The organism is Streptomyces sp. NPDC104226 (genome assembly GCF_055584085.1).
Map to the genome: position 1 here is coordinate 249,594 of NZ_JBVJMS010000007.1, position 21,965 is coordinate 271,558.

The 21,965-nt window shown below is 70.4% G+C and carries 21 protein-coding genes; 11 read left to right on the top strand and 10 right to left on the bottom strand.

The window, feature by feature from the left end; translation table 11 throughout:
• Positions 1-50 precede the first annotated feature (50 nt).
• Positions 51-635 carry a TetR/AcrR family transcriptional regulator gene (locus ACZ60J_RS23110; RefSeq protein WP_469684507.1) on the bottom strand — a complete coding sequence of 195 codons (585 nt, stop codon included), beginning with the start codon at positions 633-635 and terminating at the stop codon, positions 51-53.
• Between the two features lie 165 nt (positions 636-800).
• On the opposite strand from ACZ60J_RS23110, the gene ACZ60J_RS23115 reads away from it, so the two are divergent.
• The 4 genes from ACZ60J_RS23115 to ACZ60J_RS23130 all read left to right on the top strand — a co-directional run bounded on the left by ACZ60J_RS23115 (position 801) and on the right by ACZ60J_RS23130 (position 4,830).
• Positions 801-2,402, top strand: coding sequence for an MDR family MFS transporter (locus ACZ60J_RS23115; RefSeq protein ID WP_469684509.1), 1,602 nt, complete (start codon positions 801-803; stop codon positions 2,400-2,402).
• 424 nt (positions 2,403-2,826) lie between these two features.
• On the top strand, positions 2,827-3,648 hold the full coding sequence (locus ACZ60J_RS23120; RefSeq protein ID WP_469684511.1) for a polysaccharide deacetylase family protein: 822 nt from the start codon (positions 2,827-2,829) through the stop codon (positions 3,646-3,648).
• Positions 3,649-3,780: 132 nt separating this feature from the next.
• A complete protein-coding gene (locus tag ACZ60J_RS23125; RefSeq protein ID WP_469684513.1) occupies positions 3,781-4,110 on the top strand; it encodes a nuclear transport factor 2 family protein in 330 nt (109 codons plus the stop codon).
• A 96-nt stretch (positions 4,111-4,206) separates the two neighbouring features.
• The gene (locus ACZ60J_RS23130; protein WP_469684515.1) at positions 4,207-4,830 is read left to right on the top strand and encodes a hypothetical protein; all 624 of its coding nucleotides are present in this window, start codon (positions 4,207-4,209) and stop codon (positions 4,828-4,830) included.
• Positions 4,831-5,048: 218 nt separating this feature from the next.
• On the opposite strand, the gene ACZ60J_RS23135 is transcribed toward ACZ60J_RS23130, so the two are convergent.
• The 4 genes from ACZ60J_RS23135 to mgrA all read right to left on the bottom strand — a co-directional run bounded on the left by ACZ60J_RS23135 (position 5,049) and on the right by mgrA (position 9,138).
• Positions 5,049-6,359 carry an extracellular solute-binding protein gene (locus tag ACZ60J_RS23135; protein ID WP_469684517.1) on the bottom strand — a complete coding sequence of 437 codons (1,311 nt, stop codon included), beginning with the start codon at positions 6,357-6,359 and terminating at the stop codon, positions 5,049-5,051.
• A 287-nt stretch (positions 6,360-6,646) separates the two neighbouring features.
• A complete protein-coding gene (locus ACZ60J_RS23140; protein WP_382977044.1) occupies positions 6,647-7,264 on the bottom strand; it encodes an SMI1/KNR4 family protein in 618 nt (205 codons plus the stop codon).
• Positions 7,265-7,323: 59 nt separating this feature from the next.
• The gene (locus tag ACZ60J_RS23145; RefSeq protein WP_469684519.1) at positions 7,324-7,758 is read right to left on the bottom strand and encodes a DUF192 domain-containing protein; all 435 of its coding nucleotides are present in this window, start codon (positions 7,756-7,758) and stop codon (positions 7,324-7,326) included.
• Between the two features lie 342 nt (positions 7,759-8,100).
• The gene (gene mgrA / locus ACZ60J_RS23150) at positions 8,101-9,138 is read right to left on the bottom strand and encodes an L-glyceraldehyde 3-phosphate reductase (RefSeq protein WP_469684521.1); all 1,038 of its coding nucleotides are present in this window, start codon (positions 9,136-9,138) and stop codon (positions 8,101-8,103) included.
• 140 nt (positions 9,139-9,278) lie between these two features.
• On the opposite strand from mgrA, the gene ACZ60J_RS23155 reads away from it, so the two are divergent.
• From ACZ60J_RS23155 to ACZ60J_RS23180, 6 genes are all read left to right on the top strand, one after another.
• Positions 9,279-10,052 (top strand): isoprenyl transferase, encoded by a 774-nt coding sequence (locus ACZ60J_RS23155; RefSeq protein WP_469684523.1) that lies wholly within the window; start codon positions 9,279-9,281, stop codon positions 10,050-10,052.
• A 415-nt stretch (positions 10,053-10,467) separates the two neighbouring features.
• A complete protein-coding gene (locus ACZ60J_RS23160; RefSeq protein ID WP_469684525.1) occupies positions 10,468-11,784 on the top strand; it encodes a PhoH family protein in 1,317 nt (438 codons plus the stop codon).
• A gap of 437 nt (positions 11,785-12,221) precedes the next feature.
• The gene (locus ACZ60J_RS23165) at positions 12,222-12,920 is read left to right on the top strand and encodes an aggregation-promoting factor C-terminal-like domain-containing protein (RefSeq protein WP_469684527.1); all 699 of its coding nucleotides are present in this window, start codon (positions 12,222-12,224) and stop codon (positions 12,918-12,920) included.
• Between the two features lie 136 nt (positions 12,921-13,056).
• Positions 13,057-14,475 carry an AI-2E family transporter gene (locus ACZ60J_RS23170; RefSeq protein ID WP_469684529.1) on the top strand — a complete coding sequence of 473 codons (1,419 nt, stop codon included), beginning with the start codon at positions 13,057-13,059 and terminating at the stop codon, positions 14,473-14,475.
• On the top strand, positions 14,459-15,223 hold the full coding sequence (locus ACZ60J_RS23175; protein WP_469684531.1) for a hypothetical protein: 765 nt from the start codon (positions 14,459-14,461) through the stop codon (positions 15,221-15,223). Before ACZ60J_RS23170 ends, ACZ60J_RS23175 begins: the two co-directional genes overlap by 17 nt.
• Before the next feature lie 27 nt (positions 15,224-15,250).
• Positions 15,251-15,985 (top strand): hypothetical protein, encoded by a 735-nt coding sequence (locus ACZ60J_RS23180; RefSeq protein WP_469684533.1) that lies wholly within the window; start codon positions 15,251-15,253, stop codon positions 15,983-15,985.
• Between the two features lie 84 nt (positions 15,986-16,069).
• Here ACZ60J_RS23180 and ACZ60J_RS23185 read toward each other — a convergent pair whose 3' ends face one another.
• Positions 16,070-16,618 carry an alkyl hydroperoxide reductase gene (locus ACZ60J_RS23185; protein WP_469684534.1) on the bottom strand — a complete coding sequence of 183 codons (549 nt, stop codon included), beginning with the start codon at positions 16,616-16,618 and terminating at the stop codon, positions 16,070-16,072.
• A 3-nt stretch (positions 16,619-16,621) separates the two neighbouring features.
• Entirely contained in the window at positions 16,622-17,176 is a 555-nt protein-coding gene (locus ACZ60J_RS23190; RefSeq protein ID WP_469684535.1) for a peroxiredoxin, read from the bottom strand.
• 135 nt (positions 17,177-17,311) lie between these two features.
• Here ACZ60J_RS23190 and ACZ60J_RS23195 point away from each other — a divergent pair, with 135 nt between their 5' ends.
• Entirely contained in the window at positions 17,312-18,268 is a 957-nt protein-coding gene (locus tag ACZ60J_RS23195) for a hydrogen peroxide-inducible genes activator (protein WP_469684536.1), read from the top strand.
• Between the two features lie 31 nt (positions 18,269-18,299).
• Here ACZ60J_RS23195 and ACZ60J_RS23200 read toward each other — a convergent pair whose 3' ends face one another.
• Genes ACZ60J_RS23200 through ACZ60J_RS23210 form a run of 3 tightly spaced genes read right to left on the bottom strand, consistent with a single transcriptional unit; the run spans position 18,300 to position 21,900 of the window.
• The gene (locus ACZ60J_RS23200) at positions 18,300-20,696 is read right to left on the bottom strand and encodes an ABC transporter permease (protein WP_469684537.1); all 2,397 of its coding nucleotides are present in this window, start codon (positions 20,694-20,696) and stop codon (positions 18,300-18,302) included.
• Positions 20,693-21,379 (bottom strand): ABC transporter ATP-binding protein, encoded by a 687-nt coding sequence (locus ACZ60J_RS23205; protein WP_266880873.1) that lies wholly within the window; start codon positions 21,377-21,379, stop codon positions 20,693-20,695. Before ACZ60J_RS23205 ends, ACZ60J_RS23200 begins: the two co-directional genes overlap by 4 nt.
• Positions 21,376-21,900, bottom strand: a complete 525-nt coding sequence (locus ACZ60J_RS23210; protein WP_243335746.1) for a PadR family transcriptional regulator — start codon at positions 21,898-21,900, stop codon at positions 21,376-21,378. The genes ACZ60J_RS23205 and ACZ60J_RS23210 overlap by 4 nt, the downstream gene beginning before the upstream one ends.
• Positions 21,901-21,965 lie beyond the last annotated feature (65 nt).

Here is a 21,965-nt window from a genome sequence, read left to right on the forward strand (position 1 = left end):
AGCCGAGATGACTACGGAGAGTAATCGCTCGATCGAGTGATCGATGATCCCTACGCCTGCCCGTGGGCCTGGGCGATCAGGTCCGTCGCGACCTCCAGGGCGGCCTGGCGGGTCTCCTCCGGGTCGCCCTCCACGTGCTGGAGGAACATCATTCCCGCGTGCAGGGTGAACAGTGCGCTCACGCACCGCACTTGGTCCGCCAGTGGGGCGTCCTCCTGGCCGGTCCGGAGCAGTTCCACCAGGGCGAAGAGCCGCTTCTTCACCGTCTCGCCGATGGTCAGCTCCCGCAGCGAGGCCTGGTTCTCCTGCATGAAGCGGTACAGCGAGGCGCCGCCCGCCATCGCCTCGCTGTAGCGGCGCAGGACCTCCCGCTTCATCTCCAGCGTGCGCGGCTGCTCCTCCGCCCACTGGATCAGCTCGTCGATGGGCCGCGTCAGGTCCTCGAACAGGCTGATGATGATGTCTTCCTTGGTCTTGAAGTGGTAGTACAGCGCCGCCTTCGTGACCCCCAGTCGCTCCGCGATCTCCCGCAGCGACGTCTTCTCGTACCCCTGCTCGGCGAAGAGTTCCAGTGCGACGTCCTGGATGCGCTGCCGCGTATCACCACGGCGCTGCTGCGGACTGCTGCTGGACATGACTCTCCTCTGGCTGGTGACGAGTGCCGGCGACCGCTGACGGCAGCCGGCTCGACTACTTACTTGACGCCCGGCTAGTTACGGGTCTACCTTCCCCAGTGTAGTGAACTAGCCGGTCGGCAAGTAAGTCCCAGGGCCGGTGCATATGCGCCAGGGGAGTGGAACATGGTGGAAAACAAGATCAAGGCGGACACCTCGGAGGAGGTGAAGCCGCGCAGCGTGCGGGTCGTCCTGATGGCGCTCATGATCGCGATGCTGCTGGCCATGCTGGACAACATGATCATCGGTACGGCCATGCCCACGATCGTCGGCGAACTCGGCGGCCTGGAACACCTCTCGTGGGTCGTCACCGCCTACACCCTGGCCACCGCCGCCTCCACTCCCATCTGGGGCAAGATCGGCGACATGTACGGGCGGAAGGGCTCCTTCCTCACCTCGATCGTCATCTTCCTGGTCGGCTCCGCGCTCAGCGGCATGGCCCAGGACATGGGCCAGCTCATCGGCTTCCGCGCGATCCAGGGCCTCGGCGCCGGCGGTCTGATGGTCGGCGTCATGGCGATCATCGGCGACCTGATCCCGCCCCGCGAACGCGGCAAGTACCAGGGCATGATGGCCGGCGTGATGGCCCTCGCCATGATCGGCGGCCCGCTGGTCGGCGGCACCATCACCGACCACATGGGCTGGCGCTGGTCCTTCTACATCAACCTGCCGCTCGGCGCCGTGGCCCTGGCCATGGTCACCGCGGTGCTGCACCTCCCGAAGAAGGAGCACGGGGCGGAACGCCCCAAGATCGACTACCTCGGCGCGGCCCTGCTGACCATCGCCATCACCTCCACCGTCCTCGTCACCACCTGGGGCGGCACCGAGTACGCCTGGGGTTCCGCCGAGATCATCGGCCTGATCGCCGTCGGCATCGCCTCCATCGCCGGCTTCCTCTACGCCGAGACCAAGGCCGCCGACCCGGTCATGCCGCTGCACATCTTCCGCAGCCGCAACTTCACCCTCATGTCCGTGATCGGCTTCCTGGTCGGCTTCGCGATGTTCGGCGGCGTGCTGTACCTGCCGCTCTTCCAGCAGTCGGTCCAGGGTGCCTCGGCCACCAACTCCGGCCTGCTGCTCCTCCCGATGCTGCTCTCGATGATGGTCGTCTCGCTGATCGCGGGCCGGATCACCACCAGCAGCGGCAAGTACAAGATCTTCCCGATCGTCGGCGGCGGGCTCATGGTCGTCGGGCTCTTCCTGCTCGCCACCATGGACACCGGGACGAGCCGCCTGATGTCCGGCGTGTACATGGCCGTCCTCGGCGCCGGCCTCGGCTTCCTGATGCAGATCACGATGCTCGTGGCCCAGAACAGCGTCGACATGAAGGACATGGGCGTCGCGTCCTCCTCGGCGACCCTGTTCCGTACGCTCGGCGGCTCCTTCGGCGTCGCGCTGATGGGCTCCCTGTTCACCAGTCAGGTCACCAGCACCATGACCGACCGGCTCGGTCCGGAGGCGGCGGCCAAGGCGGGCTCCGCGCAGTTGGACGCGGCGAGTCTGGCGAAGCTTCCGGAGGTCGTCCGGGAGGCCTACCAGCACGCGGTGGCCGCCGGTACGCACTCGGCGTTCCTGCTGGGTGCGGGGATCGCCGTACTGGGCTTCGCGGCCGCCTGGTTCGTCAAGGAGGTCCCCCTCCGCGGGGCCGGCCCCGCGGGTTCGGCCGGCGCCGGCGGCGGTGGCTCGGCGAAGTCGGAGATGGCGCCGGAGGCGGCCGTCATGCACTGAGTTGCTCGCGCGCCGGTGTGAAGTGGGCCCGGCCCGGAGGATCTACGGATCCTTCGGGCCGGGCCCATCGGCGTTTGCCCGGCGGGGCGTTGCCCGATCGCCGGGCGGTCGGCTGGGGCTGCTGTGCGGGGCTTCCCCCACCCCGCCCCTTCCCGAAACCGGGGCTCCGCCCCGGACCCCTTCGGGGGCTCCGCCCCCGGACCCCCGCTCCTCAAACGCCGGAGGGGCTGAATCCTGGCCGAGAGGCGGGATTTGGGAGTGGTTCCCGGTGGGCAGGAATTCGGGACGATGGGGGACCAAGGTCCTACAACACACAATTTATGGGCCATTCGGCCTGCAACCCTGCATCCACGGCCGACGTCCTGACCAGTGCGAGCTCACACGGGGACGTCGATCTGGGGAGTTGAGAGAGCACATGGGGTTCATGACGCGTACGCGGATGCAGGGGACGAAGGCACGGATCGCCGTCGCCGGAGCGGTGGCGGCGGTGGCCGCGACCGCGTGGGGGGTCACCGCGCTCGTCGACCCGGGCCACGACACCAACCACCAGAACGTCTCGCGGCAGACCGACGACCCCGCGCAGGGCGGCGGTGACCCGCAGGCCCCCGGGAAGCCGGGCGGGCAGGTCCCCGACGGCATAGCCCACGCGTCGGAGAGCGGCGGCAACGCGGTCAACATCACCATCGACGACGGGCCCGACCCCAAGTGGACCCCGAAGGTGCTGGAGACCCTGAAGAAGTACGACGTGAAGGCGGTCTTCTGCATGATCGGACCGCAGGCCAAGGCCCACCCCGACGTGGTCAAGAAGGTCGTCGCCGACGGCCACCGGCTCTGCGACCACACCATGGACCACAACACCGGGATGGACAAGAAGCCCTTCCCCTACCAGCAGCAGCAGGTCCTCGACGCGAAGCAGCAGATCGAGGAAGCCGCGGGCGGCGGGGCCAAGGTGGAGTACTACCGGGCGCCCGGCGGCGCCTTCACCCCCGAGAGCCGGGCCCTGGCCGCCGCCAACGGCATGCGCCCGCTCGGCTGGAACATCGACACCAAGGACTTCAGCAAGCCCGGCGTGTCCGCGATCGTGGGCACGGTCAAGGCCGAGATCGGCAACGGCCCGACCATCCTCTTCCACGACGGCGGCGGCGACCGCACCCAGAGCGTCGAAGCCCTCGACCAGGTCCTCGCCTGGCTGAAGGAACAGGGCCGGCCCACCGGCTTCCCGGTGGTCACCGGCCCCAGCGCCTGACACGCCGTCCGGTGGCGAACGGGTGAGGGTCGACGCCCCGCCGCCACCCGGGGTGTTCCCTGGTCGTGCACGGGGGGCCCGTACCGGCGCGCCCGCGCCCGTACGCCCCGTACGCCCGACCAGGAGGTCTCCGTGGCCATCGCCCCCGGGAAGCTGTCCGACCCCGTCGTCGGCGCCCTCGTCAGCGCGGTCAACGCGCACGACAAGGACGCCTTCCTCGCGCTCCTGACCGCCGACGCGACCATGTCCGACGACGGAACGGAGCGCGACCTCCACGAGTGGATCGACCGGGAGATCTTCGACTCCGGCGGCCACATGGACGTCCAGTCCGAGTCCGAGGGCGGCCGCACCCTGACCGTCGCCTACCGCAATGACACCTGGGGGGAGATGCGCACCACCTGGCGGTTCGTCATCGCCCCGGGAGGCGGCCGCATCAGCCGCTTCGAGACCGGTCAGGCCTAGACACGCCCCAAGGCACTCCCGCCCGGCCGGATCCCGTACGGGTGAAAGGGCGCGCTGCGTCGTTCCGGCCCGCCGGAGGGTCCCGTTGGTCCGGGCATGAACCGCACCCGCACCGCCGCCCTCGTCCTCGCCGCCGCCGCGGCGGCCCTCGCCCCGGCCCTCTCGGGGGCGGCCACCGCCGCGGAGGGCACGTACCTGCAGGATCCGAGCGGAGGGGAGAAGGCGATGAAGTCGATGTGGACCAAGGACGACATGCACAAGGTGGAGGCGCAGTTCCGCTTCTTCCCCACCATCCAGTACAAGACGATCACCCGCCCCGGCCCCAAGGGCGCCGAGGAGTACGAGCGCAAGGTCGGCGACCCCAAGACGCTCGCCTGGGAGCCCGGGTACGAGTTCGCGTGGTCGGTGGCGGACTCGCAGGGGGTCAAGAAGGTGCTGACGACGAAGGACGGCAAGCAGGCGCTCGTCCTGCACGCCGTCCTGCGCGATGCCCGGCACGCCGAGGTGGCGAAGGTGCACCGGGAGCTCGAGAACCGGCCCGCGACGGGCCGTACGAAGATCCCCGGCGGCAAGCGCATCACGTGCGACACCGGGACCTACACGGTGGAATGGTCGGTCACCCGCACCGGCTACGGCACCCTCAGGGGATCCCTGCCCTGGGACTCCAGCTGCGAGCAGTACCGCACGGCCTTCACGCCGAAGAACCAGGGCGCCAGCTAGGACGCAGTGGAGGGGCGGGGCGGGGCGGAGAGAGGTGGGCCGGCCGCCCCGCGCGCCTTGTGGGCGCTTGCGGGCGGCTGGGCCTCGGCCTTGGATCAAAGCCGTACCAGCCATCATGCCGCCCGGGGTGAGGTGCGGCAGGGGGCGAAGGTCCCTTTCGGTCAGGGCCTTCGGGGGTTCTTCCTCGACGGTGGGGCAGATGCCGGCGGGGCGCCGGGTCAGCGGCCCTTCCTGGCGTCGTTCGCCTTGGTGGCGATCTCCTCCAGGACGGCCTTCGGGTCGCCGGAAGGATCCACGGCGCGGCCGATGTTGCGCTTGATGGTGTCGCTGATCACCACCCAGGACGGGTCGTTGACCGGGTACAGCTGCGCGCCGCGCAGGGCGTTCAGGAACTGCTGGTCGTTCTTGTCCATGCCCGAGGAGCCGGCGAGCGTGCGGGAGGCCGAGACCGTGGACGGCAGCAGGTGGTAGCGGCCGGCGAAGTCCGCCAGGTTCTTGTCCCGGTAGACGAACTCCAGGAACTTGCCGATCTCTTCGCGGTGGCCGTTCTGCTTGAAGGCCATCATCCAGTCGGCCACGCCCACGTTCGGCGGGACCTCCCCGGAGCCCAGCGAGTCCGAGACGGGCATCGCGACGGCGCCGACCGTGATCCCCTTGGTGCGCGCCTCGTGCGCGAGCTGGGGGTAGCCGTTGAGCATGCCGACCTCGCCGCGCGTGAAGGCGGCGAAGGCGTCGGCGCGGTTGAGCTGCGACGGAGCGGTGGGACCGACCAGACCGGTGTCGACCAGGTGCTGCTTGATCCACTTGAAGGTCGCGATGTTCTGGTCGGAGGCCAGGCTGTAGTTGCCGCTGCTGTCGGCGTACCCGCCGCCGTTGCTGAGCTCCCAGATCATCGCCTCGGCGTGCGCCTCCTCCGGGCCCAGGGGGATGGCGAGCGGGGTCTTGACGCCCTTGGCCTTGAGCGCGGTGGCCGCGGCCTTCAGGTCCAGCCAGGTCTTGGGCTGCCAGCCGTTCTTCGCGTCCTTCGGGATGACCCCGGCGTCGGTGAGCAGCTTCTCGTTGTAGAAGAGGAGGCGGCTGCTCGCCACGAAGGGCAGGCCGTAGAGGGTGTTGCGGACGGAACCGGCGTCGGAGAGGGGCTGGAGGAAGTTCGCCTCGGCGGAGACCGGGAGGAGCTCGGGGGCGGAATAGAGCTTGCCCTGTGCCGCGAAGTCCGAGTAGCCGCCCATGAGGGCCATGTCCGGGGCGTTGCCGTCCTTGACCATGCGGGAGACCTGCCGGTCGATGTCGGCCCATGGCAGGAGCTCGACGTGGACCTTGATGTCGGGGTTGGAGGCGGTGAAATCAGCCGTCACCTTGTCCCAGAAAGCCTTGGAACTGGTGGCCGGGTTGTCCCCGTATTCGGCGGCGACGAGGCGGAGGGCACCGCTCTCATCAGCGCTTCCGCCGGAGCTGCCGCAGCCGGCCAGCGGTATCAGCAGACCGAGCACGACCGTGGTGGCGGCCGCGCTGAAGATTCTTCGTCGCACGGTTGGATTCCCCTGAATTTCTTTTGAGTCCCGTTATTACTTATGAGTTACTCCGGGCCGTGGTGTCCCTCGTTGGCCCCTTGGCCGGAATTCTCTCCTGTGGGTGGGCGGTTGGTTCCATTGGGGCGGCACTTGTGTTCAATGCTCCAACTGCGGCATTTCCGAATGGTGTTTTCCGATATGTGATCAACAATTCGGACGCGCGTAGACATGCCGAAACGCCCGTTTCCGGCCACGGCGCGCGGCAGAACGGGCGGGAGGGGAGGAGGGGGAGGTGTTCGGCGGTCTCAGTCCGCGAAGTCGCCCGCGTACGGATCGGGCTCGCCCGTTTCGGGGTTGCGCCCCTCCTGCCAGCGGCGCTGGGCCTTCTGCCAGTGCACGAAGCTGAGGTGGCCGCCGTCCCAGAAGGTGATGCCGACCGGGCTCACGTCGAACTCGTCGTTGCACAGCAGGTAGAGGAACTCGGCCATGCCGTACGGGTACACCGCGAAGGAGTCGGCGGTGTGCCGGCCGACCACCAGAACGGGCCAGCGGTCGGGGTCGGGGTCGGTCGTCAGCCAGCAGAGGATGTCGGAGCCGCCGGTGACGCCCCAGGCGAGGATCGACTCCGGGTCCACGTCGAAGGCGGCCCGGCCGCCCTCCGCCTCCCAGACCTGGCGGGCGTTGGCCGTCTCCTCGGCCATCTGCGCAGGGTCCCACTGGAGTCCGGGCTTGGGCAGGGGCAGCAGCACGCTCGCCTCGCCGTTGATCGAGCCCGCGCCGTAGCGGCCCATGAAGGCGATGAAATCGGCGGGGAACCGGCTGCCCCAGACGGCCTCGGCCGCCTGCCAGTCGATGTCCTCGTCGGCTCCATGGGTCGCCGGCATGATCTGCTCCAGCGCCTTGATGCGCGCGTTCTCGGTCATGCCGCTCCCCTGCCACCCCAGCTCAACCGCCCCAACCTACCGCCGGTGGGTAGGAGTGCCTAGCGAGCCGTGAGACGTATCCGCAGCGGGGAGCCGACGCGCAGGCCCCAGCCGGCCATGGCTCCGGCCTCGGCCTCCAGGACGTGGCGGGCGCGCAGCCGGGGGAGGCCCAGCCGGCCCGGGGCCATGGTGGTCAGCGCGATGACGGTGAGCCGGCGGTCGAGGTGGGCCACGTCGATGGCGAAGCGCATCCGGAAGGTGTGCACGCTCGAAGCCGGGGTGAGGAGCATCGCCCCCTCGATCCCGTCCCGCCCGAGGAGGCCCCGCGTGCGGGCCCGGTAGGAGGCGGCCACCTCCAGGGGTACCTCCAGGGGCCCTTCCAGAGGTACCTCCAGGGCCGCCTCAGCCGCCAGGGCCGCCTCCCCCTCCAGGGCCGCCTCCCGCCCGATGTACAGCGTGGCCGCGCCGTCCTGCCACCGTTCCCTGTTCCCCATGCGGCCCACCCTAGGGTCCGCCCGCCCCCCCGGGTCAGGCCTCCGCCGAAGGCTTCGGCGTCAAGCCGGTGCACCCGGTGGGGTCCCCCTGGGGAGGGACGCCGGACGGTTGGTCCGTACGGGCCTTCCGCCGGGCCCCACAAGGGCTGTGGGGGCCGTTTCGGCTCTGCGCAGCGCTCCCGGCCGGCTCCGGAGAGTAATCGTGTCGCGCTGATGCGCGCAGCAGGCTTTACGAAGGGTTATGGTGGAACCCCCCCCTCGGGCCGGTCCGTATCCCCCCCACGGACCGGCCCGTTTTTCGTTCCCGGGCAGTGCGACCGCACCTTCCGGCAAACGCGCAGGTCAGCCCCGCTGGGCCCAGATGTTGGCGCCGGGGGTGGACACCGCGAAGGAGTCGATCTCCTTCAACTCCTGCTCCGACAGCGGTGCACCGGCCAGTGAAGCCACGTTCTCCTCGAGCTGCTTGACGCTCGACGCGCCGATCAGCGCCGAGGTCATCCGCTCGTCCCGCAGCACCCAGTTCAGCGCGAGCTGGGCCAGCGTCTGCCCGCGCCGCGCGGCGATCTCGTTCAGCCCGTTCAGCCGGCGCACGACCTCCTCCGACAGCAGGTCCGGGTTGAGGGACTTGCCCTGGGTGGCCCGGGAGCCCTCCGGGATGCCCTTGAGGTACTTCCCGGTCAGCAGCCCCTGCGCGAGCGGCACGAAGGAGATGCAGCCCATGCCGGCCTCCTCCAGGGTGTCGAGCAGGCCGTCGTCCTCCGTCCAGCGGTTGATCATGGAGTACGAGGGCTGGTGGATGAGGGGGCGCACGCCCATCTCCCGCAGCAGCCGGGCCGCCTCGGCCGTCTGCTCGGCGGTGTAGGAGGACACGCCGACGTAGAGCGCCTTGCCCTGCTGGACCGCGGACGCCAGCGCGCCCATGGTCTCCTCCAGCGGGGTCTCCGGGTCGAAGCGGTGCGAGTAGAAGATGTCGACGTAGTCGACGCCCATCCGCTTCAGCGAGGCGTCCAGCGAGCCGAGCAGGTACTTGCGGCTGCCCCACTCGCCGTACGGCCCCTCGTGCATGAGGTAGCCGGCCTTGGTGGAGAGGACCAGCTCCTCGCGGTGGGACGCGAAGTCCTGCGCGAAGATCTTGCCGAAGTTCAGCTCGGCCGAGCCGGGGGGCGGGCCGTAGTTGTTCGCCAGGTCGAAGTGGGTGACGCCGAGGTCGAAGGCCCGGCGCAGGATCGCCCGCTGGGACCCCAGGGACGCGTCGTCGCCGAAGTTGTGCCAGAGGCCGAGGGAGATCGCGGGGAGCTTGAGTCCGCTGCGGCCGGTGCGCCGGTACTCCATGGAGTCGTACCGCGAGGGCTCTGCCCGATAGGGATTGTTTTCAGTCACGTTGTCCTCCCTATCACGGACTTGTGACAGGACCGAGTTGGATGCGGGATCCCGTCGCGCAGTAATGTGGCGGTCTGTGGCGGACACGGGGGGACCACCGCATTCCGCACGGGGGTATCGCTCGGAGGGGCTGGAAGATCGTGAAGCTGCGCGACCTGGTACGCCGTCCTGTGTACAGGCTCTACGCACGCCGGGTGGAAGGCCGCATCGACCATGACGAGACGCCCAAGCACATCGGTGTGATCCTCGACGGGAACCGGCGCTGGGCCAAGGCCTCCGGCGGTACGACGGTGCAGGGCCACCAGGCCGGCGCAGACAAGATCTCCGAGATGCTGGGCTGGTGCACCGAGACGGACGTCGAGGTCGTCACCCTGTGGATGCTCTCCACGGACAACCTGGACCGGCCCGAGGTCGAGCTCCGCCCGCTGCTCAACATCATCGAGAACACCGTCCGCGGCCTCGCCGCCGACGGCCGCTGGCGCGTCCACCACGTCGGCAACCTCGACATCCTGCCCGCCGGGACCCAGACCGTCCTGAAGGAGGCCGAGGAGGCCACCCGCGACATCGACGGAATACTCGTCAACGTCGCGGTCGGCTACGGCGGCCGCCAGGAGATCGCCGACGCGGTCCGCTCGCTCCTGCTGGAGCACGCCTCGAAGGGCACCTCCTTCGAGGAGCTCGCCGAGATCCTCGACATCGAGCACATCTCGGAGCACCTCTACACGCGCGGCCAGCCCGACCCGGACCTGGTGATCCGCACCAGCGGGGAACAGCGGCTGTCCGGATTCATGCTGTGGCAGAGCGCGCACTCCGAGTACTACTTCTGCGAGGTCTTCTGGCCGGCCTTCCGCAAGGTCGACTTCCTGCGCGCCCTGCGCGACTACGCCGCCCGCCACCGGCGCTACGGCAGCTGACCCCGCCCGGCAGGCCCCCGTAAGGCTCCTGACCTGCGACTTTCTGACGCCCCCTCGGCACCTCACGGCGCGCCCGGACTCCTCCGTGGCGCGCCGTACCCGTGTCCCCGTACGCCCTGGCCGTCCCCCGGGACCCTCCGCGCAAGGCCTTCACCAGGGATTCACCGAGCGTCCGTCATATGCCATGGCATGGCTGGACCCAATCGGGGAATACCCCTTGCAGGTCGACGCCCGATCCACGGGTGTCGAATCTCAGCGGACGGCATGGGGTCGTCCGCCCGGGAGGCCCTTTGCACCAGGACGCGCGTGCGGCTCGCACGGACGGACGGGAGGGCCGGAAGTCGGCCCGCGCAGGGGTGCCGATGACCGGTCCGGTCTTCATGGCCCGACCTCTTCCGAGGGGGTACGTCCTTCCGTGGTGACCAGCACAAAGAGCCGCCTGCCCGACAGGCGGACCTACGTCCTCGACACCAGCGTCCTGCTGGCAGACCCCAACGCGATCTCGCGGTTCGACGAGCACGAGGTCGTGCTCCCGATCGTCGTGATCACCGAGCTGGAGGCAAAGAGGCACCATCCCGAACTCGGCTACTTCGCCCGTCAGGCCCTCCGCCTGCTCGACGACTTCCGGGTTCGCTACGGACGCCTCGACGCACCCATCCCGCTGGGCGATCTGGGCGGCACCCTGCGCGTCGAGCTCAACCACTCCGACCAGAGCGTCCTGCCCGCGGGCTTCCGGCTGGGGGACAACGATTCGCGGATCCTCGCGGTCGCGCGCAACCTCCAGGCCGAGGGCTACGACGTCACGGTCGTCTCGAAGGATCTCCCGCTGCGCATCAAAGCCTCCTCCGTGGGGCTGATCGCCGAGGAGTACCGCGCCGAACTCGCCATCACCGATGCCGGCTGGACCGGCATGACGGAGCTGGCGCTCTCCGGGGAACAGGTGGACCTCCTCTTCTCCGAGGACCGGCTCTACGTACCGGAGGCCGCGGAACTCCCCGTGCACACCGGTCTGGTCCTCCAGTCGGAGCGCGGCAAGGCGCTCGGCCGGGTCACGGCCGACGGCAACGTGAAGCTCGTACGGGGCGACCGCGAGGCCTTCGGGCTGCACGGCCGCAGCGCCGAGCAGCGGATCGCGCTCGACCTCCTGCTCGACCCCGAGATCGGGATCATCTCGATGGGCGGCCGGGCCGGCACCGGAAAGTCGGCGCTGGCGCTGTGCGCGGGGCTGGAGGCCGTACTGGAGCGGAGGCAGCATCAGAAGGTGATGGTCTTCCGCCCGCTGTACGCGGTCGGCGGCCAGGACCTCGGCTACCTCCCCGGGGACGCCAACGAGAAGATGAGCCCCTGGGCCCAGGCGGTGTTCGACACCCTCTCGGCGGTCGCCGGGCGCGCGGTCATCGAGGAGGTGCTGAACCGCGGGATGCTGGAGGTCCTGCCGCTCACGCACATCCGCGGCCGCTCGCTGCACGACGCGTTCGTGATCGTGGACGAGGCGCAGTCGCTGGAACGCAATGTCCTGCTGACCGTTCTGTCCCGTATCGGGGCCAATTCGAGGGTGGTCCTCACCCACGACGTGGCCCAGCGCGACAACCTGCGGGTCGGCCGGTACGACGGAGTCGTCGCCGTGGTCGAGAAGCTGAAGGGGCATCCGCTCTTCGCGCACGTCACGCTGACCCGCTCCGAGCGTTCACCGATCGCCGCGCTGGTCACCGAGATGCTGGAGAACATGTAGGGCCCGGCCGACGGTCCGTACGGGCCGCAAACCAGGTAAAACGCGCATAGCGGGAAGGTGAGTTGGCGCCGCCCGGCAAAGGCCAGAGAGCTTAGCCGGGCGGCGCCCCCGCGCACAGGGGTTTGCCGGAAGCAGTGGCTACATGCCAGGTGTGACCTTTCCCACGCAACGGAGAATTGCCCTGCGGCGTCGAGGTCCGGCAGAGTCTGTTTTCCGTCAGGCCCCGCATACGGCACACCTGTATCTCCCGTGAGATGCGCGCAGTACCGCTAACTCCACAACCGATCGCCGTATGCCGCCCGGAGCATCACGCGGCACTCCCGCAAGGGAGTTGCCCACGGGTCCGCGCCTCCAGTGACCGCATCACCATGGAGGCCAGCGTCAAGGGCACTATTGCGCCCGCGCAGTCACTGCGGACGCTGCTGGAAGGAAACCGTGTGAGCCGGATCTCGGTTCGGGGATTCGCAGTGGCTTCGGCCACCGCCGTCACCACCGTCGGCGCCGTCGTGGGTGTTGCCACTGGCGACCCCGCCTCGAACGACCTCGAGACGACCGCGTCCGGGATGACGCTCCTTGCCGACATCCCGGTCGGCCAGCAGGCGGAGGTCCAGAACGCGTCCCTGACGCAGCAGGCCGACTCCATCGCGCACGCCGCCGACACCGACGCCAAGCGCTCGGCGGAGGAAGCGGCCCGCATCCAGGCCGCCCAGGACGCCAAGTCGAAGAAGGCCGAAGCGCAGAAGGCCGCCGACGACAAGGCGAAGCAGGAGCGCGACGAGAAGGAACAGGCCGCGAGCCGTTCCGCCGCCCGCGACGGATCCTCCTTCGCCCCCCAGGCCTCCTACACGGTGGCCCAGGTCAAGGCGATCGCCCAGCAGATGGTCCCGGCGGGGCAGTTCGGGTGCTTCTCCAAGATCATCAACCAGGAATCCACCTGGAACTACCAGGCCGTGAACAAGTCCTCGGGCGCCTACGGCCTCGTCCAGGCCCTGCCCGGCTCGAAGATGGCATCGGCCGGTGCCGACTGGCGCACCAACCCCGCCACCCAGATCGAGTGGGGTCTGAACTACATGAACAAGCGCTACGGCAGCCCGTGCGCAGCCTGGACCTTCCACCAGTCCAACGGCTGGTACTAGGCCCCGGGAGGAGAGCGCGCCCGCGCGCCTCAACCCCGAAGAGCCCCGCACCGTCCTACGGTGCGGGGCTCCTCGCGTGTACGGTCTTTCGAGGCGTGCCCCGGCGCGCGGTCCGGAGCGGGGGGAAGGGAACGACATGGCGAAGACAGGCTGGATCGGCCGGCTCGGCAAGAGCCTGAGCGACGTGGAGGCCCGGCTCGCGGAGCGCCGCGCCGAGGTCGAGGCCGAGACCTCCGGCGACCTACCGGCCCCCGGGCGCGGCGGGCGGACCCCGCCCGGCACCGCCGCGTCCCCGGCAGCCCCGGCTTCCGCCTCCCCGGAGCACACCCCCGCCCCGGCCGCGCCCGCGCACCATCCGGGCGTCGAACACGCCTTCCACGCCGCCCCCGTGCGTCCCGACCCGGTGTCCGTCATCCCGTGGGGCGTCCGCGTCGCCGCCGAGGCGAGCTGGCGGCTGCTGCTGCTCGCCGGGATGCTCTGGGTCCTGATGCGGGTGATCAGCGAAGTCCGCCTGGTCGTCCTCGCCTTCGCCGCCGCCCTCCTGGTCACCGCACTGCTCCAGCCCTTCGTGGTCCGGCTGCGCCGGCTCGGGATGCCCCGGGGACTCGCCACGGCCCTCACCGCGATCCTCGGGTTCGTGGTCATCGGGCTGGTCGGCTGGTTCGTGGTCTGGCAGGTGATGGACAACCTCGACGACCTCTCCGCCCGGCTGCGCGAAGGCATCAACGACCTGAAACTGGCCGCGCTGGACAGTCCGTTCCACGTGACCGAGAAGCAGATCAACGAGATCGCCAAGAACCTCAGCGAGACCATCGGCACCAACACCGAGCAGATCACCTCCGCCGGCCTGCAAGGCGTCACCGTCCTCGTCGAAGTGCTGACGGGCATGCTGCTCGCGATGTTCTCCACGCTCTTCCTGCTCTACGACGGCAAGCGCATCTGGGACTGGACCACGCGCCTGCTCCCGGCCGCCGCCCGCCCCGGCGTCGCCGGCGCCGGCCCGCGTGCCTGGCGCACCCTCACCGCGTACGTTCGGGGCACGGTCCTCGTGGCCCTCATCGACGCCGTGTTCATCGGCCTCGGCCTCTACTTCCTCGACGTGACGATGGCCGTGCCGCTCGCCGTCTTCATCTTCCTGTTCGCCTTCATCCCGCTCGTCGGCGCCGTGATCTCCGGCGCCCTCGCCGTGGTCGTGGCCCTGGTGACCCAGGGGCCGTTCACCGCGCTGATGGTGCTGCTGGTGGTGCTGGCCGTGCAGCAGATCGAGGGCCACGTGCTCCAGCCCTTCATCCTGGGCCGGGCGGTACGGGTCCACCCGCTCGCGGTGGTGCTCTCGGTGGCGGCCGGCGGCCTCGTCGCCGGCATCGGCGGAGCGGTGGTCGCCGTTCCGCTGGTCGCCGTCACCAACACCGTGGTCGGCTACCTGCGGGCCTACTCGCGCGAACAGCTCCACCACGGGCTCTCCCCGGTCGGCCCCGGGCCGCACGGAGCGACGGCCCTGGGCCAGACGGCATCCGAAGCGGAGGAGACACGTACGGGTGATAACGGAGCCTGAGTTCGACGGCGGCTCGTCCATCCTGCCGGGGCCGGAGAGCCCGGAGGCACTGGAGGGGCCGGAGGGACGGCAGGGCTACGGCGGGTCCCCGTCGGCCGCCCGCCGGCCCTGGCGGTGGGCGCTGGGCGGTGCCCTGGCGGCCTCCGTGCTGTGGGCGGGCGGCTGGTGGGCCGTGACCCCGCAGGACGACCGCCCGCCGCTGCGGTACGCGCTGCCCCCGAGCCTGTGCGACGCGGCGAAGCTGCCCGCGCTGGCCCGGCTCGCCGAGGCGGTCGAGTGGGATTCCAGCCCGAGGACGTTCGAGCACCCGGGAGTGGACCAGGCGTACTGCCAGATGAGCACCCAGCAGGGCGGCCCGGCAAGGAAGGTCGGGCTCTCGTACCAGGTCCAGTCCTCGGTTTCCCTGCACAAACGGACCGACCCCGGGCCGGAGTTCGGCGCGGCCTCCGCGCCCGCGGGCTGGATCGGCACGACCCGCTCGGATCCGCATTCGGTGCCGGGGCTCGGGGAGCAGGCGCTGATCTGGGAGACGGAGTACGAACAGGCGTGGCGGATCGCCGTCCTCGACGGGGGTGCGGTGTTCACCCTGGACGTGACGGTGTGGTCGTTCGGCCCGGACGCGGTCGACGCCGAGGGCAATCCGATCGAGGCCGGCCCGCCGCAGGAACTGCCGAAGCCCGACTCCGACGCGATCCAGGCTGCGATGATCGACGACATGCACGGCCTGGTGAAGGCACTGCGCACGTAGCCGGGGGAACGGCGGGGGGACACGGGGATGATCGGCGAGCCCGAGATCGACGGGGACTGGCACACGGCCAGCGGGGCGGAGGGGGCCGTGGAGGCCCTTCCGGGCGAGCCCGCGCGCGAGCGCGTACGCGGCGGCGCGCGGAGACCGTGGCTGTGGGCGCTGGGCGGGGTGCTGGCGGCCTCGGCGGTGTGGGCGGGCACGCTGGCCGTGCAGGAACGCTTCCCGGACCTGCCGCGCCTCGACTATGTGCACTCGCCCGACCTGTGCAAGGAGTTCGAGCTCAAGACGGTCGGCCAGGCCGCCAACCGGGAGTTCGAGGGACGCCAGAGCGGCGCGGGCGTGTTCCTCGCGCAGGACTGGTCGTACTGCACGGTCTCCACGCCCTACCAGGAGGGCAGCGTCATGTACGGGGCCCAACTGCTGGTCGAGCTGCACAAGAAGGAGGATCCGGAGGCCGAGTTCGCCACCGGCCCCGGGGCGGACCCGGCGACCCGGCTGGACTTCGACGAGCGCTACGCGGTGGTGGGCCTGGGCGAGCGGGCCGTGGTCGACCGGTACTACGCCCGGCGCGGATCGCGGCTGATGGTCCTCGACGGAGGGGCGGTCTTCACCCTCACGGTGCAGTGGATCCGCTGGAACGAGGCCACCGGCGCCAACGAAACCGATACTCCCGGCGGCAAGGGCGGCGGTGTCGACGAGAGCGCGATGGAGGCGGCGATGATCGAGGACATGCGGGCGCTGATGACGAAGCTGGAGCGGTAGTCCGTCCGGCCGCGGACGCGCGCAGGGGCCCCGCGACCGAAGTCGCGGGGCCCCTGCGGTGCGTACGCGTTCACCGGGGGAGGGTCACTCGCCCGCGAGCGCGGCCTCGGAGTCGAGGGTGACGGCGACGGCCTGGATCACGGCGGCGATCTTGAAGGCCTCCTGGACCGTCTCGCGGTCCACGCCGGCCTTGCGCAGGACCTGCTCGTGCGAGTCCAGGCACTGGCCGCAGCCGTTGATCGCGGAGACGGCGAGCGACCACAGCTCGAAGTCGACCTTCTCCACGCCGGGGTTGCCGATGACGTTCATCCGCAGGCCCGCGCGCAGGGTGCCGTACTCCGGGTCGGAGAGCAGGTGGCGGGTGCGGTAGAAGACGTTGTTCATCGCCATGACCGCGGCGGCCGCCTTGGCGGCGGTGTACGCCTCCGGCGACAGGGCCGCCTTGGCCTCCGGCTCCAGCTCGCGCAGGACGCGCGGGGAACGGGCGGCGATGGCGCAGGACAGGACGGTGCCCCACAGCTGCTGCCGGGAGAGGATGCCCGTACTGTCGGCGTTTCCGATGACCGAGCCGAGGTTCAGCTTCAGGTCCTTGGCGTAGTCCGGTACGGCGGACTTGAGGGAGTCGAGGGACATCCGTCACTCACCGGCCAGCAGCGCACCGGCGTCGATGGTGCTGTCGCCCTTGTTCCAGTTGCAGGGGCACAGCTCGTCGGTCTGCAGGGCGTCGAGCACCCGCAGGACCTCCTTGGGGTTCCGGCCGACGGAACCGGCGGTCACCATGGAGAACTGGATCTCGTTGTTCGGGTCCACGATGAAGACGGCGCGCATCGGGAGACCGTCCGAACCGAGGATGCCGAGGTCGGAGCAGAGCTCGCGCTTGATGTCGGACATCATCGGGAAGGGCAGGTCGCGCAGGTCGGCGTGGTCCTTGCGCCAGGCGTGGTGGACGTACTCGGAGTCGAGCGAGAAGCCGAGGATCTGGGCGTCGCGGTCGGCGAACTCCTCGTTCAGCTTGCCGAAGGCGGCGATCTCGGTCGGGCACACGAAGGTGAAGTCGAGCGGCCAGGAGAACATGATCTTCCACTTGCCCTCGTAGGTCTTGTGGTCGATCTGCGCGAACTCGGCTCCGGCCTCCAGCGAGACGCAAGCGGTCAGGTCGTAGGTGGGGAACTGGTCGCCGACAGTGAGCACGTGCTCTCCTTGCACAGAGGAAAGTGACCCTTTTGGGGGACTTTCCGGGGGGTTGGACGTGTCTCACATGCTGACACAGCCCCATTGATTGCATAAATAGCCAGACCGGTTCCCAGTGATCGGAGGTACCTATCAATGGCTGCTGTGGGGCCGAAGCAGGCGACACCGAAGCAGGCGACGCTCGCGCAGCTGCGGGCCTTCGCCGCCGTCGCCGAGCAGCTGCACTTCCGGGACGCGGCCGCCGCGATCGGGGTGAGCCAGCCCGCGCTCTCCGGATCCGTGTCCGCGCTGGAAGAGGCGCTCGGGGTGCGGCTGCTGGAGCGGACCACACGCAAGGTGCTGCTCACGCCCGCCGGAGAACGGATCGCGGGCCGCGCACGGGCGGTGCTCGACGCGATGGACGGGCTGCTGGAGGAGGCCGAGGCGGTGCGGGCCCCCTTCACCGGGGCGCTGCGCTTCGGGGTGATCCCGACCGTGGCCCCGTACCTGCTGCCGACCGTGCTCGGGCTCTTCCACCGGCGCTACCCCCGGCTCGACCTCCAGGTGCACGAGGAGCAGACGGCCTCGCTGCTGGAAGGGCTGGGCGGCGGCCGGCTCGACCTGCTGCTGCTCGCCGTACCGCTCGGGGTGCCCGGGGTCACCGAACTGCCGCTCTTCGACGAGGACTTCGTCCTGCTCGCGCCGCGCGATCACCCGCTCGCCGGCCGCAAGGACATCCCGCGCGAGGAACTGCGCGGACTGCGGCTGCTCCTGCTCGACGAGGGGCACTGCCTGCGCGACCAGGCCCTCGACATCTGCCGCGACGCGGGACGCACCGCGGGGGCGGACGTCACCACGACCGCCGCCGGGCTGTCCACCCTCGTACAACTGGTCGCCGGGGGACTCGGCGTCACGCTGCTGCCGCGCACCGCGCTGCGCCTGGAGACCGCCCGCAACGAGCACCTGGCCACCGGCTACTTCGCCGAACCGGCGCCCTCGCGGCGGATCGCACTGGCCATGCGGACGGGAACGGCCCGCGAGGAGGAGTTCCGCGCCGTCGCCGCCGCACTGCGCGAAGCCGTACGCCCGCTCCCCGTCTGGCTGACGGACTGAGAGCGGGCGCAGGGGGGGATGCGTACGGCGGCTACTCCGTGCGGAGCCCGTCCGGGCGCATCAGGCGCAGCAGCGGCGGCAGGCTGAGCAGGGTGACCAGGACGGCCACGCCCGCGCCGATGCCGACCATCCCCAGGACCGCGGTCCAGTTGACCGTGATCGTGGCCCCAGTCATCTGGAGCAGCACCACGCCGAGCGTGAGCCCGACCACCGTGGCCAGGGCCAGGCCCAGGCCGATCGGGATGGCCGTCTGCCACAGCACCGAGAGGCTGAGCGTGGAGCGCTTGGTGCCGAAGGCGACCAGCGCCGACAGCAGCTTCTTGCGCTCGCGCAGCTGCTCCAGCTGGGAGACCAGCAGACTGGCGCCGATCAGCATCAGCACGAGGGCGGAGCCCACGAAGAGGCCGGTCCGGATGGAGGAGAAGCGGTCGTTGACCTCGGTGGCCTGGAGCGTCATGGGGACGGACAGCGGGTCCGCCTTGAAGGCGGCGGTACGGGCCAGCTCCAGCGCGTCGGGCACCTTCGGGTCGAGCTTCACGTACACCCGGGAGGACTGGTAGTTGCCCATGCCCTTCGGGGCGGCGGCCGGGGTGACCAGCAGCCCGGTCAGCATCTCGCCCATGGGGCCCTTGCGGGCCTGTACGGTCCGGGCGTCGGTGGGCACGGTCCAGGCGACCGGCTTCGTGACGGTGTCCTCGTTCTCCTTGAAGATGTTCCCGGCGAACAGCTTCTCGCCCGGCTTCGCGCTGTCACCGGTCATGCCCGAGGGCTTGGCGGAGCCGCCGATGACGAAGGCGTCGCCGTCCTTGCAGGAGGGCAGCTCCGCCAGCTCCTTGAGGGCGGCGCAGGTGCCGGTCGTCACCGAGACCGTCGTGTCCGAGTAGCTCAGGTCCGCGCTGCGCCCGGCATTGGTCGAGGACTCCGCGACGGCCTGGGTGACGCCCTTGGTCCCGGCCAGCACCTGGGCGACGGCCTCGCCGCCGTTGTTGGTGCGCTGCAGGACGGAGATCGAGGCGCGCGAGGGGTCGTGCCCCGTGTCCTCGGTGTACGAGTCCGCCGCGGAGGCGAAGAGCATCTGCAGGGCGATGGCTCCGGCGACCGCGACGGCGATGCCGTTGACCAGCCGGGCGGAGCTTCCGCTGGTCAGCTGGAGGCGGCGGGCCGCCAGCTGCCAGGAGACCGGGCCCGCGCCGCCGATCCGGCCGACGACCCGCTCCAGCACCCAGGGGAGCAGGACGGTGATGCCGACGAGCAGCAGGACCACGCCGCCGGAGACCTGCCACTGGTTGAAGTGCCCGCTGTCGTTGCCCTTGCCGATCATCGGGGCCAGCAGGCCGAGCCCGGCCAGCGGGAGCAGCAGCCGCCACCAGATGCGGCGCTTGGACGGAGTCGTCGTACGGACCACGCCGAGCGGCTCGATGACCACGCCGCGCAGGGCGAACAGGGTCACGGCGACGGCCGCGGCCGGCACGGCCAGGGCGATGAGCACGGCCAGCCAGGGGGCCGGGTTGAGGTCGGAGGGGAAGACGCTGCGCTGGTAGAGGTCCATGGCCGGAGCCGCCTGGCGGGCGGCCAGGAAGAAGGCGGTGCCCAGGGCGAGGCCGATCAGGGATCCGGCGCCGGCCTCGCCGGCGGCGATCCGGCGGACCATCCGGCCGTCGGCGCCGACCAGGCGCAGTGCGGCGAGCCGGCGGTCGCGGCGGTCCCCGCCGAAGCGGACGGCGGCGCCGATGAACACGGCGACCGGCATCAGCAGGGCGACGAAGGTGAGCACCACGAGGAGGGTCAGGACGGGGTCGAGGCCCTCCTTTTCATGGGTGTACCCGAAGGAGGTGATCCGCTTGATGTAGTTCGGCGCCTCCTTCTGGAGCGCGGGGAGCTTGTCGCTGCCCGCGTAGAAGTAGAGGTCGCCGGGGCCCACCAGGCCGGCCTGGCCGATGGTCCCGACGATCTTCCCGTCGAGGCGGTCGCGCAGCAGCTTGCCCTCGCCGGTCTTCATCAGCCTGTCGAGGGCGGGGGAGACGACGAGTTCGCCGGCGCCGGGGAGCTTCTTCACGCCGGGGGGCAGCGGGGCGTCCGGCCCCTCGGGCTGCACCAGCCGTCCGTCGACCCCGTAGGCGCGGTACGTCTGGTTCACGTCGGTGATCAGCAGCGTGTCGCGGCCGGGTCCGTCGGCGGTGGGCGAGGAGAAGTCCTGGCGGGCGGCGCCGCGCGCGTCGCGGGCGGCGAGGGCGCTCGGGACCGCGCTGGTGACGAGCAGCAGGGCGACGCCGAGGCCGACGCCCAGGCCGGTGAGGAGGGTACGGGTCCAGCCCTGTCGGCCGCCGCCGAAGGCGAAGCGGGCGCCGAGGCCGAGGTCCCGGAGCCAGACGGCGAGGGCGCCCTGCCGGCCGGGACTGCTGTGCTTGCTGTGGTTCCCGTGACTCATACCGCGCGCTCCATGTCGCGGGACTTGCCGTCGCGCACGACGATCTCGCGGTCGGAGTACGCGGCGACGCGGGTCTCGTGCGTGACGAGGACGACGGCGGCGTTCGTGGACCGGGCGGCCTCGGTGAGCAGCTGCATGACGAGCTCGCCGTTGAGGGAGTCGAGGGCGCCGGTGGGCTCGTCGGCGAAGATCAGCCGGGGGTTGGTGACGAGGGAACGGGCGACGGCGACGCGCTGGCCCTGGCCGCCGGAGACCTCGCCGGGGCGCTTGCCGCCGAGGTCGTCGACCTGGAGCCGCTCCATCCATTCGAGGGCGGTCCGTTCGGCCTGCTTGCGCTTCACGCCGGTGAGGCGGAGCGGCAGGGCGACGTTCTCGACGCAGGTGAGCTCGGGGACGAGCTGGCCGAACTGGAAGACGAAGCCGAACTCGCCGCGGCGCAGGGCGCTGCGCTCGGCGTCGTTCATGGCGGAGAGCTCGCGGCCGGCGTAGGTGATGGTGCCGGAGTCGGGCGTGACGATCCCCGCGAGGCAGTGCAGCAGGGTCGACTTGCCGGACCCGGAGGGGCCCATGATGGCGACGACCTCACCGGCGTGGATGGAGAACTCGGCGCCGTCGAGGGCGTGGGTGGTGCCGTAGGTCTTGCGGAGGTCCGTGGCGCTGAGGAGGGTGCCGGCCGGGGTCATCGCTGTATCTCCTGGGCGAGCTGGTCGAGGCGGGCGGCGGTGAGTTCGAGCCACCGCAGGTCCGCTTCGAGGTGGAACAGGGCGTGGTCGCAGACCAGCTGGTCGGCGAGGTCCCCCTTGCGCTTGCGCTGCGTGAGGATGCGCATCAGGCGCAGGTGCTCGGCGCGCTGGGTGTCCAGCAGCTCCTGGGCGCTGCGGCCGGTCAGGAGGGCGAGCACGACCTTCGTGTAGAGGGTCGACTGGAGGTACGGCTCGGGCTTCTCGGGCTGGGCGAGCCAGCCCTCGACGTCGGTGATCCCGGCGTCGGTGATCGCGTAGCGCTTCCGCTCCGGGCCGCCGCCGCTCTCCACCCCGTCGACCTCGACCAGACCGTTCTTCAGCAGCCGGGACATGGTCGAGTAGACCTGGCCGTAGGCGAGGGGCTTGTCGTGGCCGAATCTCTCGTCGAAGGTCCGCTTGAGGTCGTAACCGTGACGGGGGCCGGCCTCCAGGAGGCCGAGGAGTGCGTGACTGATGGACATGCCGAGGACTATACACGCGGTGTATACGCTCGATGTATACGTCGGGTGCATAGCCGGCGGAGTCC